15 protein-coding genes are annotated in these 14,819 nt (G+C 74.1%); 5 read left to right on the plus strand and 10 right to left on the minus strand.

All coding sequences use genetic code 11. The features are described 5' to 3' along the window. Positions 1 to 226: 226 nt before the first annotated feature. Together C7C46_RS10795 and C7C46_RS10800 are read right to left on the minus strand one after the other, a co-directional pair. Positions 227 to 625, minus strand: a complete 399-nt coding sequence (locus tag C7C46_RS10795; protein WP_181442292.1) for an SSI family serine proteinase inhibitor — start codon at positions 623 to 625, stop codon at positions 227 to 229. A gap of 88 nt (positions 626 to 713) precedes the next feature. Continuing rightward, positions 714 to 1,040: an ArsR/SmtB family transcription factor gene (locus tag C7C46_RS10800; RefSeq protein WP_245984343.1), complete on the minus strand. Its 327-nt coding sequence runs from the start codon at positions 1,038 to 1,040 to the stop codon at positions 714 to 716. Between the two features lie 88 nt (positions 1,041 to 1,128). Here C7C46_RS10800 and C7C46_RS10805 point away from each other — a divergent pair, with 88 nt between their 5' ends. After that, a complete protein-coding gene (locus C7C46_RS10805; RefSeq protein WP_110668281.1) occupies positions 1,129 to 2,229 on the plus strand; it encodes an NADH:flavin oxidoreductase/NADH oxidase in 1,101 nt (366 codons plus the stop codon). Between the two features lie 58 nt (positions 2,230 to 2,287). Here C7C46_RS10805 and C7C46_RS10810 read toward each other — a convergent pair whose 3' ends face one another. Further along, positions 2,288 to 2,578: a hypothetical protein gene (locus C7C46_RS10810; protein WP_146259051.1), complete on the minus strand. Its 291-nt coding sequence runs from the start codon at positions 2,576 to 2,578 to the stop codon at positions 2,288 to 2,290. A gap of 166 nt (positions 2,579 to 2,744) precedes the next feature. Between C7C46_RS10810 and C7C46_RS10815 the strand changes: the two genes are divergently transcribed. Continuing rightward, positions 2,745 to 3,191, plus strand: coding sequence for a nitroreductase family deazaflavin-dependent oxidoreductase (locus tag C7C46_RS10815; protein ID WP_110668283.1), 447 nt, complete (start codon positions 2,745 to 2,747; stop codon positions 3,189 to 3,191). A gap of 76 nt (positions 3,192 to 3,267) precedes the next feature. Continuing rightward, positions 3,268 to 4,557: an acyltransferase gene (locus C7C46_RS10820; protein WP_110668284.1), complete on the plus strand. Its 1,290-nt coding sequence runs from the start codon at positions 3,268 to 3,270 to the stop codon at positions 4,555 to 4,557. Positions 4,558 to 4,599: 42 nt separating this feature from the next. On the opposite strand, the gene C7C46_RS10825 is transcribed toward C7C46_RS10820, so the two are convergent. The 6 genes from C7C46_RS10825 to mmuM all read right to left on the minus strand — a co-directional run bounded on the left by C7C46_RS10825 (position 4,600) and on the right by mmuM (position 11,353). Then, positions 4,600 to 5,127, minus strand: a complete 528-nt coding sequence (locus C7C46_RS10825) for a YbhB/YbcL family Raf kinase inhibitor-like protein (protein ID WP_110668285.1) — start codon at positions 5,125 to 5,127, stop codon at positions 4,600 to 4,602. An 89-nt stretch (positions 5,128 to 5,216) separates the two neighbouring features. Continuing rightward, positions 5,217 to 6,812 carry a glycerol-3-phosphate dehydrogenase/oxidase gene (locus C7C46_RS10830; protein ID WP_110668286.1) on the minus strand — a complete coding sequence of 532 codons (1,596 nt, stop codon included), beginning with the start codon at positions 6,810 to 6,812 and terminating at the stop codon, positions 5,217 to 5,219. A 126-nt stretch (positions 6,813 to 6,938) separates the two neighbouring features. Beyond that, a complete protein-coding gene (glpK, locus tag C7C46_RS10835) occupies positions 6,939 to 8,471 on the minus strand; it encodes a glycerol kinase GlpK (protein ID WP_110668287.1) in 1,533 nt (510 codons plus the stop codon). A gap of 48 nt (positions 8,472 to 8,519) precedes the next feature. Then, the gene (locus C7C46_RS10840; RefSeq protein WP_245984344.1) at positions 8,520 to 9,239 is read right to left on the minus strand and encodes an MIP/aquaporin family protein; all 720 of its coding nucleotides are present in this window, start codon (positions 9,237 to 9,239) and stop codon (positions 8,520 to 8,522) included. 344 nt (positions 9,240 to 9,583) lie between these two features. Beyond that, complete coding sequence (locus tag C7C46_RS10845) at positions 9,584 to 10,348, minus strand: IclR family transcriptional regulator (RefSeq protein ID WP_110668289.1); 765 nt, start codon at positions 10,346 to 10,348, stop codon at positions 9,584 to 9,586. 147 nt (positions 10,349 to 10,495) lie between these two features. Further along, complete coding sequence (gene mmuM, locus C7C46_RS10850; protein ID WP_110668303.1) at positions 10,496 to 11,353, minus strand: homocysteine S-methyltransferase; 858 nt, start codon at positions 11,351 to 11,353, stop codon at positions 10,496 to 10,498. Between the two features lie 74 nt (positions 11,354 to 11,427). Between mmuM and C7C46_RS10855 the strand changes: the two genes are divergently transcribed. Continuing rightward, positions 11,428 to 11,976: an NUDIX domain-containing protein gene (locus C7C46_RS10855; protein ID WP_110668290.1), complete on the plus strand. Its 549-nt coding sequence runs from the start codon at positions 11,428 to 11,430 to the stop codon at positions 11,974 to 11,976. A gap of 13 nt (positions 11,977 to 11,989) precedes the next feature. Here the strand turns inward: C7C46_RS10855 and C7C46_RS10860 are convergent, their stop codons facing one another. Beyond that, complete coding sequence (locus C7C46_RS10860; protein WP_110668291.1) at positions 11,990 to 12,613, minus strand: TIGR03085 family metal-binding protein; 624 nt, start codon at positions 12,611 to 12,613, stop codon at positions 11,990 to 11,992. A gap of 142 nt (positions 12,614 to 12,755) precedes the next feature. Here C7C46_RS10860 and C7C46_RS10865 point away from each other — a divergent pair, with 142 nt between their 5' ends. Beyond that, positions 12,756 to 14,810 carry an acetoacetate--CoA ligase gene (locus tag C7C46_RS10865; protein WP_110668292.1) on the plus strand — a complete coding sequence of 685 codons (2,055 nt, stop codon included), beginning with the start codon at positions 12,756 to 12,758 and terminating at the stop codon, positions 14,808 to 14,810. The last annotated feature ends 9 nt before the right edge of the window (positions 14,811 to 14,819 follow it).

Below are 14,819 nucleotides of genomic sequence, written 5' to 3' on the forward strand. Positions count from 1 at the left end.
TGATCCAGTCCACACGCTACGGGCGTGTCGCAGCTCACGCGCGTGCTGCTGCGCCGTCCGGGGCGGCGGGCGGCCCGTGGTGCGCCCTGGGAAGATCGGCCACCTGAGGGGAGTTCGACGCTGCCGGCGCGGCGGCCTTCGCGGACCGCGAGCGGGGCCGGCGGGACGGCCTGGCCCGGCTCGCGGCCGCGTTGTCGGTCGGTGACCGGTCCGGCTGAGGAGCCGGTCAGACCCGGAAGAGCGGGTCGGTCCTGGTGTGCAGCCCGCACAGGTTGCTGAAGGAGCGCTGCCAGTGCACCGGGACGCCCCGCCACAGGCCTGCCGCCCTGGCGGTGACCGGCTGGAAGAGCTGGTTGCAGAAGATGCCGGTGCGGCCGGCCAGCCGTTCGGGGTCACCGCCCGCCGCCTCCAGGGCGGCGCAGGCCGCAGCGGCCTGCGGATGGCTGCCGCCGGCGGGTTGGCAGAGCAGTTCGGTGCCGCCCAGGGGGGTGCTGGAGCCGTCGTCGGTCACGGTCAGCGTGAGCACGGACTCGGAGACGGCCGGGGCGGCCTGGGCGGGAGTGGGGACACTCAGCAGGGCGAGGGCGACGGCGTACAGCGCCGCACGGATGCGCAGGGAGATCACGCGCACTTGGGTACCACCGGTTGGGCCACCACGCCCAAGCTCGTCACCCCATCGTGGGCGCGTCGCCGCCGGGCCCGCCCCGGCCGGGTCAGCCGCCCGCCAGCACGCTGGGCAGCAGTCCGGGGAAGCGCCGGCCCAGCTCGGCCTCGCGCAGCGAGCTCATCCGCGCGGTGCCGACCCGCTGCTGGCGGATCACCCCGGCCTCGCGCAGCACCCGGTAGTGGTGGGTGCAGGTGGACTTGCTGACCGGCAGCGGCACGGCCGCGCAGGCCAGCGGCTCGCCGGCGGCCGCCAGCTCGCGCACGATCCGCAGCCGGATCGGGTCGGCCAGCGCGCTGAGCACCGCCACCAGCTCGATCTCGCTTACGGCGGGCTCCGGCAGCAGGCCGTCCTCGGTCTCGGTCAGCTCGGTCACACCAAGCATGGTACGACAACTTTCGTAGTTCGACGGTTTTAGTAATACGATGCCTCTCGTACCAGTCGTCGTGTCGCGAGGAGTCCCCGTGTCCGCCCTGTTCGAGCCGATCACCCTGCGCGAGCTCACCGTCCCCAACCGGGTCTGGATGGCCCCGATGTGCATGTACTCGGCCGCCACCGAGGGCCCGCAGACCGGCGTGGCCACCGACTTCCACCTCACCCACCTGGCCGCCCGGGCGGCGGGCGGCACCGGCCTGGTGATCACCGAGGCCACCGCGGTCTCGCCGGAGGGGCGGATCTCCCCGGCCGACCTGGGGCTGTGGAACGAGGCCCAGCAGGAGGGGCTGGCCCGGGTGGTGCGCGCGATCCGCAGCCACGGCTCGGTGGCCGCTATCCAGCTCGCGCACGCCGGCCGCAAGGCCTCCACCCGCCCGCTGCAGCAGGGCGGTGGCGTGCTGGCGCCGGCCGAGGGCGGGTGGCCGACGGTCGGCCCGACCACCCAGGCCTTCGGCGACCACCCCGAGCCGGACGCGCTGAGCGTCGAGCAGATCCGCCGGATCGTCGCCGACTTCGGCGCCGCGGCCCAGCGGGCGCTGGCGGCCGGCTTCCAGGCGGTCGAGGTGCACGGCGCGCACGGCTACCTGGTGCACTCCTTCCTCTCCCCGTCCTCCAACCACCGCACCGACCAGTACGGCGGCTCGTTCGAGAACCGGATCCGGTTCGCCCTGGAGGTGGTGGCCGCGGTGCGCGCGGTCTGGCCCGCCGAGCTGCCGGTCTTCTTCCGCACCTCGGCCACGGACTGGCTGACCGAGGATGCGGAGGACCACCGCGAGGGCTGGACCGGTGAGGACACCGTGCGCCTGGCCAAGGAGCTGCGCGCGGCCGGGGTCGACCTGCTCGACGTCTCCACCGGCGGCCTGGTCGCCGACGCGCGGATCCCGGTGGCCCCGGGCTTCCAGGTGCCGTTCGCCACCGCGGTGCGCGAGGCCACCGACCTGCCGGTGGGCGCGGTCGGCCTGATCACCGAGGCCCGGCAGGCCGAGCAGATCCTCAGCGAGGGGCGCGCGGACGTGGTCCTGCTCGGGCGCGAGCTGCTGCGCACCCCCTACTGGGCGCACTACGCGGCGCGCGAGCTGGGCGCCGAGACCCGCTGGCCGGAGCAGTACGCGCGGGCGGTCGGGCACTGATCCGCCGCCTGCGGCCCGACCCCCTGCCGACCGCCGCCGCCCCGGTACCGACCCGCCGTCAGTGCCGGGGCGGCCGGCTGCCCGAGAGCGGGGAGTCGGTGCCCGGGCCGCGCCGGCGCTGAGCGGCGATCTGACGCGAGATCACGATCTCCAGCAGGCCCCAGACCACCGCGAACACCCCGACCCCGGTGATCATCAGCCCGCTGGTCATCGCCTTGGGCGCGTGCGCGAGCGAGGCCAGCGAGGAGAAGATCAGCGCGACCAGGGTGAACGCGAAGAAGATCCCCGTGCGCACCGCCGCCGCGCGCACCTCGTCCGGCATCCGCCGCCGTCCGGCCCCCGCCGCCATCGCCCGCCCCCTCGCCCGGTCCGTTGCCGAAGCACCTGCCCGCCCGCGCCGGGCGCAAACTGAGGACCGGTGCGGTGACACTTCGTCAGGTGTCCGGAAGGGGATGGGGGCCCGGCCGGGAGAGGATGGAGGACAGTCAGCGACCGACCACCGACAGGAGCGTGACATGCCCCTCACCGGCGAGTACCAGCCCAGCCCGACCAAGTGGGTGCGCGACCAGGTCGAGTTGTACGTGTCCTCCGGCGGCACCAAGGGCACCACCCTGCGCGGGATGCCCGTGGTGCTGCTGACCAGCCGGGGCAGCAAGTCCGGCAAGCTGCGCAAGACCCCGCTGATGCGGGTCGAGCACGAGGGCCGGTACGCGGTGGTGGCCTCGCAGGGCGGCGCGCCCACCCACCCGGTCTGGTACCACAACCTGGTCGCCGACCCCCGGGTCGAGCTGCGCGACGGCGTCCACCGGCAGGACATGGTGGCCCGTGAGCTCGAGGGCGCCGAGCGCGAGCAGTGGTGGGCCCGGGCCGTCGCGGCCTACCCGGACTACGCCCACTACCAGCAGCGGACCAAGCGGGTGATCCCGGTCTTCGTCCTGGAGCCCGCCGCCCAGGCGCACTGACGGTCCGCCGGCTCCGCACATTGGACCAGACCAATCCCTGGCCCCGGTGCGCCCGGACCCACTATCGTCCCGTCCCGTGGCCGACCTCACCCGCACTGTCCAGGCGGGCCGCGCCGACGGGACGATCGTGCGTCTGGCGCTGCCGGACCTGATGCTCGCCGACCTCGCGGTCTCCGTGGTCCTCTGCTTCCCCCGCGCGCTCGAACCCGAGCCGGTGGCGGCCGCGCTGGCCCGGGCGCTGGCCCGGGTGCCCCTGTTCGGCGGGCGGCTGCGCAGCACCGCCGAGGGGCTGGAACTGGTCTGCTCCGACGCCGGCGTGCCGTTCACCACCGCGGGCTCGCCCGACAGCCTGGCCGAGGTGCTGCCCCGGCTGCCGCGCGGGGGCGGCGGCTACACCGACCCGCTGCCCGCCACCGCCGCCCGCACCGAGGACCTGCCGCTGCTCAGCGTGCGGTTGACCCGGCTGGCCGACGGCGCCAGCGTGCTCGGCTGCTCCTGGCACCACGCGGTCGGCGACATCGCCAGCTTCACCGTGCTGCTGCGCGCCTGGTCCGCCGAACTGGACGGCACCGAGCCGCCCGAGCTCGCACCACTGGTGCTGGACCGCACCGCGCTGCTGGAGGCGGCGCTGCCCGCCGAGGACAGCGGCCGTCCCGGCTTCCGACTGCCCGACCCGGCCGAGGCCGCGCTGCTGGCCCGCGAGGTGGCGCAGGCGCCGCTGGCCAACCGCACCGTGCAACTGCACTTCACCGACGCCGAGGTGGCGCGACTGCGGGCCGACTTCGGCCCCGGCGTCTCGGCCAACGACGCGATCTGCGCCCAGGTGCTGTCCGCGATCCGGGAGCTGGACGGGCACGGGCAGGCCCAGCGGCTGGTGGTGCCGGTCAACCTGCGCCGCTTCCTGGGCCTGGAGCCGCAACTGCTCGGCAACCTGCTCGGCGAGATCTGCCTGGACAGCCCCGCCGGGCAGACCCCGGCCGAGCTGGCCGCCGAGCTGCGCGCGGCGGTCGGCGACTTCACCCGCAGCCAGCTGAGCCTGCGGTCCAGCCTGCGGTTCCTGGCCGAGGCCGGCCCCGAACGGCTGCGCGAGTGCGTGCCGCTCGGCTTCGATCCGGCCCGGCGCACCTTCACGCTCTCCAGCTGGTGCCGCAGCGGGGTGCACCAGCTGACCTTCCTGGGACAGCACCCCAGCTTCTTCGGCCCGGCCGGCAACCTGCCGCTGCCCTGGGTCTCCTGGCTGGTCGAGGGGGAGGGCGGCCACGGCTACCTGCTCACCGCCGTGCTGCCCGCCCGGTTGGCCGGCCGGCTGCGCTCGGCGGCCGGCCGGGCCGCGCTGCATCCGCACCGCGACCCGGCCGCGCACTGACGCGACGTCAGGCCGCCGGCGTCAGCTCTCGGCCCTCGGCCGTCAGCCCTCGGGGTTCTCGTACTGCGCGACCAGGGTGGCCCGGCCCAGCGCCAGGAAGCCCAGGGTGCCGCCGATCGCGGCCGCCGGGGTGTCCGCGTCCAGCCCGAGCTTCTCCTCGCGCACCGCGTGCACGGTGAAGACGTAGCGGTGCGGGCCGTGCCCCGGCGGCGGGGCGGCGCCGCCGAAGTCCTTGCTGCCGTAGTCGTTGCGGGCCTGGACGGCGCCGGCCGGCAGCCCCGCGAAGGCGCCGGTGCCGGCGCCGGTGGGCAGTTCGGTCACCGAGGCCGGGATGTCGAAGACGATCCAGTGCCACCAGCCGCTGCCGGTGGGCGCGTCCGGGTCGAAGCAGGTGACCGCGAAGCTCCTGGTGTCGGCCGGGAAGCCGGACCAGCTCAGCTGCGGCGAGGTGTTGCCCGCGGCGTACACCTGGGCGTCCGGCAGGGTGCCGCCGTCGGTGAGGTCGGTGCTGGTCACCGTGAAGGCCGGGACGGGGCGCTGGAAGTCGTGCGGAAGCGGGGGCCTGGTCACGTCGGTGGGGTCTCCTCAGGTCTCGACGCGAAAGGGACGGCCACCCCGCGCGGGGGTGACCGTCCCTCAGTCTACGGAGCGTCAGCCGCTCAGCCGTGGCTGCGCTTCTTCAGGAAGGCCTGGACCTCGGCCCGCACCTCGGGCGTGTCCAACCCGCGCACCGTCATCGTGGTGCGCCGGCGCAGCACGTCGTCCTCGGTGTAGGCCCACTCGCTGTCCGCCGCGAAGGCCACCTGCGCCCACACGTCCGGGCCGTCCGGGTGGATCGGCTCGCCCAGCGCCGGGTCCTCGGCGATCAGCCGGGCGATGTCGAAGGAGAGGGTGCCGTAGTGGCTGGCCAGGTGCTTGGCCACCAGCGGCTCCATCCGCGAGCCCGGCTCCCGGTCGATCAGCAGCCGGTGCGCCACCGCGTTCGGCGCGCCCACGCCCGGCAGCGGCACGGTGGCCGGGATCGGGGAGATGTCCTCGCCGATGCCGGTGCCGCGCACGTGCGCCAGCTTCTCCAGCACGGTGCGGCCGATGTGCCGGTAGGTGGTCCACTTGCCGCCGGCCACCGAGAGCATCCCGCCGCGGCCCTCGGTCACCACGGTCTCGCGCTTGGCGGCGGCGGTGTCGCCCGGGCCGCCCGGCAGCACCCGCAGGCCCGCGAAGGCGTAGGTGATCAGGTCCCGGTCCAGGTGCTCGTCGCGGATCGCGTGGCCGGCCTCGCCCAGGATCTGGTCGATGTCGGCGTCGGTGGCGCGCACGTCCTTGGGGTCGCCGGTGTACTCCTCGTCGGTGGTGCCCAGGAGCACGTGGTCCTCCCACGGGATGGCGAAGGAGACCCGGTACTTGTCGATCGGGATGGTCAGCGCGGCCCGCCACGGGCTGCGCCGCTTGACCACCACGTGGGCGCCCTTGGACAGGCGGATCGACGGCGCGGCGCCGGCGTCCTCCATCCGGCGCAGGTGGTCCACCCACGGGCCGGTGGCGTTGAGCACCAGGCGGGCGTTGACGCCGAACTCGGTGCCGTCCAGCCGGTCCGTCAGCTCGGCGCCGGTGACCCGGCCGCCGGAGAACCGAAGGCCCGTCACCTCGGCGTGGTTGAGCACCACGGCGCCCGCCTCCACGGCGGCGCGCACCGTCATGACGGCCACCCGGGAGTCGTTCATCTGGTGGTCGCCGTAGACCGCGACCGAGCGCAGGCCCTCGGTCTTCAGCGCGGGGACCTGCTGGGCGGCGTGCGTGGCGGTGGAGACCCGGCCCATGCCGTCGCGGAAGGCGGAGAGCGCGGAGTAGAGGAACACACCGGCGCCGAGCTTGGGGGCGCTGTGCGGGCCGCCCTTGTAGACCGGCACGAAGAAGGTCAGCGGGTTGACCAGGTGCGGGGCCACGTCGGTGGCCAGCGCCCGGCGCTCCTTGTGGTTCTCGGCGACCAGCTTGACCGCGCCGGTCTGCAGGTAGCGCAGACCGCCGTGGACCAGCTTGGAGGAGGCGCTGGAGGTGGCGCCCGCGAAGTCGCCGCCGTCGACCATGGCGACCTTCAGACCCGCCTGCGAGGCGGTCCAGGCGACGGCGGTGCCCAGGATGCCGCCGCCGATCACCAGCAGGTCGTAGGTGGCCCTGCCGAGCAGCTCGCGGGTCTCGGCGCGGGAAGCGGTGCGGCCGGGGGTGCGCTCGGCGCCCAGGGTCGGGATGGTAGCCATGTGGTGTGTTCCGGGCCGCGGTGCGGGCGGCGCCGGGTCTCCTCTCGAAGTGCGGTTCGGCCCGCAGTGCGGGCCTTGAAACTCAGCGGCCGGCCGGGGCGTGCGACGCCCCGGCCGGCGGACGGCTCAGCTCTCCTGGTCCTCCTCCACCCACCCCATGGTGCGCTCCACGGCCTTGAGCCACTTCTTGTACTCGCGCTCCCGGGTGGCCTCGTCCATGCGGGGAGTCCACTCGGCGGCGCGGTGCCAGTTGGCCCGCAGGGTGTCCAGGTCCGGCCAGAAGCCGACGGCCAGACCGGCCGCGTAGGCGGCGCCCAGCGCGGTGGTCTCGGCCACGAACGGGCGCTCGACCGGGGCGTCCAGCACGTCGGCGATGTTCTGCATCAGCAGGTTGTTGGAGGTCATGCCGCCGTCCACCTTGAGCGCGGTCAGGGTGACGCCGGAGTCCTTCTCCATCGCGTCCACCACCTCGCGGGTCTGCCAGGCGGTGGCCTCCAGCACGGCGCGGGCCAGGTGGCCCTTGGTCACGTACCGGGTCAGGCCGGCAATCACGCCGCGGGCGTCGGAGCGCCAGTACGGGGCGAACAGGCCGGAGAAGGCCGGCACGAAGTAGGCGCCGCCGTTGTCCTCGACGGTGGAGGCCAGGGTCTCGATCTCGGCGGCGGTGGAGATGATGCCGAGCTGGTCGCGCAGCCACTGGACCAGCGAGCCGGTGACCGCGATCGAGCCCTCCAGGGCGTAGACCGGCTTCTGGCCCGCGATCTGGTAGCCGACCGTGGTGAGCAGGCCGTGGTACGAGTTGACGACCTTCTCGCCGGTGTTCAGCAGCAGGAAGGTGCCGGTGCCGTAGGTCGACTTGGCCTCGCCCTCGCTGAAGCAGGTCTGGCCGAAGAGCGCGGCCTGCTGGTCGCCGAGCGCGGCGGCGACCGGCACGCCGGCCAGGTCGCCCACGGCCTCGCCGTAGACCTCGGCCGAGGTGCGGATCTCGGGCAGCACCGACATCGGCACGCCCATCGACTCGGCGATCTTCTCGTCCCAGGCCAGGGTGGCCAGGTTCATCAGCATGGTGCGGCTGGCGTTGGTCACGTCGGTCACGTGCTTGCCGCCGTTGACGCCACCGGTCAGGTTCCAGATGACCCAGGTGTCCATGGTGCCGAAGAGGATGTCGCCGGCCTCGGCACGCTCGCGCAGGCCCTCGACGTTGTCCAGCAGCCAGCGGATCTTCGGGCCGGCGAAGTAGCTGGCCAGCGGCAGGCCGGTCTCCCGGCGGAACCGGTCCTGGCCCACGTTGCGGCCCAGCTCCCGGCAGAGCGCCTCGGTGCGGGTGTCCTGCCAGACCAGCGCGTTGTGCACCGGCTCGCCGGTGTTCCGGTCCCACAGCACCGTGGTCTCGCGCTGGTTGGTGATGCCGATCGCGCGGATGTCGTCCTTGGTCAGGCCGGCCTTGTCCAGCGCGCCGCGGACCACGGACTGCACCCGGGTCCAGATCTCGGCGGCGTCGTGCTCGACGTAGCCGGGCTGCGGGAAGATCTGCCGGTGCTCCTGCTGGTCGACGGAGACGATCCGGCCGTCGGCGCCGAAGATGATGCAGCGGCTGGAGGTGGTGCCCTGGTCGATCGCGGCGATGTAGTTGCCGGTCGGTGCGGCGTTCGCGGTCATGTGGTGATCCTCGGCTCTGAGGTGGGGGAGGTAAACGAGGTCTAGGGGTTAGAACAGGCCCTTGTACAGCAGGCCGGCCAGCAGGCCGCCGATCACCGGTCCGGCGATCGGGATCCAGGCGTAGCTCCAGTCCGAGCTGCCCTTGTTCGGGATCGGCAGCAGCGAGTGGACGATGCGCGGGCCGAGGTCGCGGGCCGGGTTGATCGCGTAGCCGGTCGGGCCGCCGAGCGAGAGGCCGATGCCGACCACGGTGAACGCGGTGATCAGGATGCCGATGCCGGAGAGGCTGTCGCCGAGGGTCAGCCCGGAGGTCAGGATCAGCAGGCAGAGCACCACGGTGCCGATGATCTCGGTGAGCAGGTTCTGGATCGGGTTCCGGATCTCGGGACCGGTGGAGAAGATGCCCAGGGTGGGGGCCTCGTTGGCCTGGAACTGGCCCAGGTAGCTCAGCCACACCAGGACGGCACCGATCATCGCGCCGATCAGCTGGGAGCCGAGGTAGAGCGGCACCTGGCTCCACTCGCCGGTCTTGACGGCGATCGCCAGGGTGACGGCGGGGTTCAGGTGGGCGCCGGACTTGTGCGCCGAGATGTACGCGGCCACCAGCACCGCGAAACCCCAGCCGAAGGTGATCGCCAGCCAGCCGGCGTTCTGGGCCTTGGACTTCTTCAGGGTGACGGCGGCGCAGACGCCGCCGCCGAGGAGTATCAGCGCGGCGGTGCCGAGCGTTTCGCCGACGAAGATGTCGCCGTTGGAGAGGGCGGACACAAAGACTCCTTTGTCCGTATGGCCGGTGCCAGTCGGTGCCGGCCCGGGGGAGCGGGCCGGCAGTGGTGGTGGCAGGAGGCGGGTGGGGGAGAGGACCGGTGTCATCCCAGGAGACCCAAGAAGGATGGTTTCCCCGGTCGCCGTTCGACAATGTCGACCGCTATGCGGGAGTTTTCACCCTGGCGGTCCGCCGCGTCAAGGCCGGGTGACCTCCTTGTGACCCGGCCCTCGTTCCGGACCGGGCGGGTGGTTTGTGACAGTAGCCGCCATTTGGCTGAAAATATGGACAAAACGCCGTAGGGCGGGCAGCCGCGCTGCCCGCCCTACGGCATCCTGCTCCCGGCTCAGAACCGGTTGGCGCCCAGGTCACGGGAGATCGCCCGGGCCGCGTCGCGCACCGAGGCGACCAGCGACGGGCGGACGAAGCCGTCCTCGCAGACCCGCTCCACCGCTCCGCTCACGCAGACCGCGCCGACCGGGTTGCGCCGGCGGTCCTGGATCAGCGCACCGATCGAGGCCACCCCCTCCCAGGTCTCCTCCACCGCGTCCGCCCAGCCGCGCTCGCGGACCAGGGCGCACTCGGCGTCGATGTCCTCCGGGCCGGTCAGGGTGCGCGGGGTGAAGGCCTGCAGCGGCCCGTCGCCCAGCTGGCCGCGGGCCACCGGGTCGTACGCCAGCAGCACCTTGCCCAGCGCGGTGGAGTGCAGCGGCTGCATCGAGCCGACCTCCAGTACCTGGCGGGTGTCGTCGGGGCGGAAGACGTGGTGGACGATCAGCACCCCGTGCTGGTGCAGCACGCCTAGGTAGACCGTCTCGCCGGAGGCCCGGGCCAGGTCGTCGGCCCAGACCAGGGCCCGGGCCCGCAGCTCGTGCACGTCCAGGTAGCTCTGCCCGAGCCGGAGCAGCTCGGCGCCCAGCTGGTACTTGCCGCTCTCCGGGTCCTGCTCGACGAAGCCCTCCTGCTGCAGCGTGCGCAGGATGCCGTGCGCGGTGCCCTTGGCCAGGTCCAGCGAGGTGGCCACCTCGGACAGGCCGAGCCGGCGCTCGCCGCCGGCCAGCAGGCGCAGGATCGCGGCCGCCCGGGAGAGCGACTGGATCGGGCCGGGCATGGGACCTCCACTGACTTCGCTGGCAGTCGTTCGACCTTTGCTAGCAGCCGTTCGACAATGTCGACTGCAAAGGCTTCGCCCTGAGTCTGCCAGGCGCGGTGGCGCCCACGCACGTCGCCCACCGGTTCGCGCCGGTTCGCCTGCCGGTTACCTGCCGGTACGGGCCAGCGCCTCGGCCAGCTCGGCGATCTGCGCCGGCCCGACCCGGCAGCAGCCGCCGACCAGCCGGGCGCCGGCCGCGACCCAGTCCCGCGCGTACCGGGCCGGCCCGGCGGCCCGGCCGGTCCACCCGGCGCCGTCCCACCGCTCACCGCTGTTCGGGTAGGCGACCACCGGCTTGCCGGTCACCGCGGCCGCCAGCCGCACGGCTGCGCCCACCTCGCCCGGAGCGCAGCAGTTCACCCCGACCGCCACCACCTCCTCCACCCCGGCCGCCAGCGCGAACGCCCGGTCCAACGGCTGCCCGGCCCTGGTCCGGCCGCCGGCCACGGTGTACGACAGCCAGGCCGGTACCCCGACGCCCTTGACCGCCCGCAGCAGCGCCTCGGCCTCCACGGTGTCCGGCACCGTCTCCAGCGCCAGCAGGTCCGGCCCGGCCGCGGCCAGCGCCTCGATCCGCGGCCGGTGGAACCGCTCCAGCTCGGCCACCCCGAGTCCGTACCGCCCCCGGTACTCCGACCCGTCGGCCCGCACCGCCCCGTACGGTCCCACCGACGCCGCCACCCACCGCCCCGGAACCCCGTCCGCCGCCTCCCGGGCCAGCGCCACACTGCGCCCGAACAGCTCCACCGCCCCCGCCCGCCCCACCCCGCGCCGGGCGAAGCCCGCGAAGCCGGCCTGGTAGCTGGCCGTGATCACCACCGCGGCCCCAGCCGCGAAGTAGGCCCGGTGCGCCGCCACCAGCGCCGCCGGGGCGTCCAGCAGCAGCCGGGCCGACCACAGCTCGCCGTCCAACCGGTGCCCGGCCGCCGCCAGCTGGGCGGACAGCCCGCCGTCCAGCACCACCGGACCCGCATCCAGCCGCAGTTCCACGCCGATCACCTCACCAGCACGGTAACCCGGGCACTACCATCACCGGCATGACCACCGACCAGGCCGCCCGACCGGCCACCTTCGGCCCCGGGAAGTACTGCCACTGGTGCGGCACCCCCTACCCGGCGGGCACCACCGGCTGGCCGCGCACCTGCCCGGGCTGCGGCGAGATCAGCTACCGCAACCCGCTGCCGGTCACCGTCGCACTGCTCCCGGTCAACCGGCCCGACGGCGGCCAGAGCCTGGTGGTCATCCGCCGCACCATCGAGCCCGGCTACGGCGAGCTCGCGCTGCCCGGCGGCTACGTGGACTACGGCGAGAGCTGGCAGCAGGCCACGGTGCGCGAACTGCGCGAGGAGACCGGCATCCTGGCCCGGTCGGCGGACGCCACCCTGGTGGCCACCGACTCCGATTCCCGCGGCGGCTTCCTCTGCCTGTTCGCCCTGCTGCCCGCCCAGGACCTGGCCGCACTGCCGCCGTCCGTGCCCACGGACGAGACCGAGGGCTGGCAGCTGATCGACGCCCCGACCCCGCTCGCCTTCCCCTTCCACACCAACGTCGCCGACGCCTGGTTCGCCGGCGCCTACAGCCGCTGAGCCTCCCGGCCCCTCACCCCCGCAGCGCGGCCACCTGGTCGGCCGGCCCGCTCAGCGTCACCCGCGCCTGCGCCGCCCGCCCGAACGCGAACAGCAGCAGCTCGCCCGGCTCGCCCTCGACCCGCACCCCGCCCGGCAGCTTCGACCCCGCCACCACGGTCCGCCCGTCCGGCCCCGCCAGCACCACCCGCACGGGGCTGCGCCGACCGAGTTCCATCCGGGCCGTCAGACCCAGCCGCCGCCACAGCAGTTCACCCAGCTCGGCGGAGACCGGCTGGTCCGCCCAGTCGGCCGCCGCCCGCCGCACGTCCTCGGCGTGGACGAAGTACTCGACCGTGTTGGCCGCCTCGTCCGCCCCCGGCAGCGCAAAGGCGGACCAGCGCGGCGGCCCGTGCCGGAACCGGCGGACCAACTCCTCGTACGGCAGCGCCGCGTAGCGGGCCTGCACCCGCTCGGTCCAGCGCGCCAGCGCCGGCACCACCAGACCCGCCGCCGCGTCCGGGCGGGCCTCGCGCAGCACCAGGTGCGCCGCCAGGTCGCGGGTGAGCCAGCCGGTGCACAGGGTCGGCGCCGCCGGTCCCGCCGCCGCCAGCAGTTCCGCCAGTCGGGCTCGTTGTCCGCGCGCATGCTTTGACATGGTGTCAGGTTAGCCACCGCCACCCGCCCGGCAATCCCGGCGGACCGGACGATCACGTGGCAGGCTCCTGCCGACAGCACGCACCGCCGCGGGGGCCGCCAGCAGGGATCCGCCCGCGCCCGTCCGGCCGGGAGGCACCACCGTGAGCACCGCACCCAACGGCACCGCCGGCAGCGCGCCCGAACCGCTCTGGCGGCCCGACCCGGCCAGGGCGGCCGCCACCCGCCTGGTCGACTTCCAGCAGTGGGCCGCCACCCGGTACGGCGCCCCGGCCGCCCCGCTGGCCCCCGTCGCCGACGACGCCACCGCCGCCGCCCGCTACGCCGAGCTGCACGCCTGGTCCACCGCGGACCCGGCCCGGTTCTGGCAGGCCGTCACCGAGTACTTCGAGGTCCGCTTCCACACCCCGCCCGCGACGGTCCTCGCCGACCCCGCCATGCCCGGCGCCCGCTGGTTCCCCGGCGCCACCGTCAACTACGCCGAGCACGCCCTGCGCTTCGGCGAGCCCGGGCCCGACGGCGAGCGGGGCGCCCACGCCGACCGCCCCGCGATCGTGCACCTGGACGAGGCCACCGAGCAGCCCACCACCCTGAGCTGGGCCGAACTGCGCCGCCAGGTCGGCTCCCTGGCCGCCGCACTGCGCGCCCGGGGGATCGGCCCGGGCGACCGGATCGCCGCCTACCTGCCGAACATCCCGCAGGCCGCCGTCGCCCTGCTGGCCGCCGCCTCGCTCGGCGCGATCTGGACCTCCTGCGCCCCCGACTTCGGCGCCCGCAGCGTGCTCGACCGCTTCCGGCAGCTGGAGCCGGACGTACTGATCGCCGTGGACGGCTACCACTACGGCGGCAAGGCGCACGACCGCACCGCCGTGGTCGCCGAACTGCGCCGCGAACTCCCCTCGGTGCGCGCCTTCGTGCACGTCCCGCTGCTCGGCATCCCGGCGCCGGAGTCCGCCCTCGACTGGGCCGAGCTGGTGGCCGGCGACACCGACCCGGTCTTCGCGCCGCTCCCCTTCGACCACCCGCTCTGGGTGCTCTACTCCTCCGGCACCACCGGCCTGCCCAAGGCCATCGTGCAGAGCCAGGGCGGCATCCTGGTCGAGCACCTCAAACAGGCCGCGCTCCACCTTGACCTCGGCCCCGGGGACCGGTTCTTCTGGTACACCTCGACCGGCTGGATAATGTGGAACTTCCTGCTGGCAGGCCTGCTGGTCGGCGCCACCGTGGTCACCTACGACGGCAGCCCCGGCCACCCCGGCCCCGGCGCCCTGTGGGAGGTGGCGGCCCGCACCCGGGCCACCGTGCTCGGCACCTCGGCCGCCTACGTCGTCGCCTGCCGCAAGGCCGGGCTGCACCCGGGCCGCGACCTCGACCTGTCCGCCGTGCGCTGCATCGGCACCACCGGCTCCCCGCTGCCGCCCGACGGCTTCCGCTGGATCTACGACGAGGTCGCACCGGACGTCTGGCTCGCTTCGGTCAGCGGCGGCACCGACGTGTGCAGCTGCTTCGTCGGCGGCGTCCCCACCCTGCCGGTCCACCTCGGCGAGATCCAGGCCCGCTGCCTGGGCGCCGCGGTGGAGAGCTGGGACGTGCACGGCGAGCCGCACACCGACCAGGTCGGCGAACTCGTGGTCACCAAGCCGATCCCGTCCATGCCGATCGGCTTCTGGAACGACCCCGACGGGCAGCGGTACCACGACAGCTACTTCGACACCTACCCCGGCACCTGGCGGCACGGCGACTGGATCACCCTCACCGCCCGCGGCACGGTGGTGATCCACGGCCGCTCCGACTCCACCCTCAACCGCCAAGGCGTGCGGATGGGCTCCGCGGACATCTACGAGGTGGTAGAGCGGCTGCCCGAGATCCGCGAGTCCCTGGTGATCGGCCTGGAGGAGGACGGCGGCGGCTACTGGATGCCCCTCTTCGTGGTGCTCGCCCCCGGCGCCGAACTCGACGACGCGTTGCGCGGCCGGATCCGCGACCAGCTGCGCGAGCAGCTCTCCCCGCGCCACGTGCCCGACGAGGTGATCGCGGTCGCCGGCCTGCCGCACACCCTCACCGGCAAGCGGATCGAGGTCCCGGTCAAGCGCCTGCTGGCCGGCACCCCCCTGGCACAGGCGGTCAACCCCGGCAGCATCGACAACCTCGACCACCTGTGGTTCTTCGAGCAGCTGGGCCGCGAGCGCCGTAGCTGACGAATGGTT

The organism is Streptomyces tateyamensis (genome assembly GCF_003205575.1).
Lineage (GTDB): Bacteria > Actinomycetota > Actinomycetes > Streptomycetales > Streptomycetaceae > Kitasatospora > Kitasatospora tateyamensis.

Coding starts and splice junctions, on each gene's coding strand:
- C7C46_RS10810 (WP_146259051.1), bottom strand. CDS start 2,578: ATGGCGGCGGGGGCCGGACGGCGGCGGATGCCGGACGAGGTGCGCGCG.
- C7C46_RS10815 (WP_110668283.1), top strand. CDS start 2,745: ATGCCCCTCACCGGCGAGTACCAGCCCAGCCCGACCAAGTGGGTGCGC.
- C7C46_RS10830 (WP_110668286.1), bottom strand. CDS start 6,812: ATGGCTACCATCCCGACCCTGGGCGCCGAGCGCACCCCCGGCCGCACC.
- glpK (WP_110668287.1), bottom strand. CDS start 8,471: ATGACCGCGAACGCCGCACCGACCGGCAACTACATCGCCGCGATCGAC.
- C7C46_RS10845 (WP_110668289.1), bottom strand. CDS start 10,348: ATGCCCGGCCCGATCCAGTCGCTCTCCCGGGCGGCCGCGATCCTGCGC.
- C7C46_RS10855 (WP_110668290.1), top strand. CDS start 11,428: ATGACCACCGACCAGGCCGCCCGACCGGCCACCTTCGGCCCCGGGAAG.
- C7C46_RS10860 (WP_110668291.1), bottom strand. CDS start 12,613: ATGTCAAAGCATGCGCGCGGACAACGAGCCCGACTGGCGGAACTGCTG.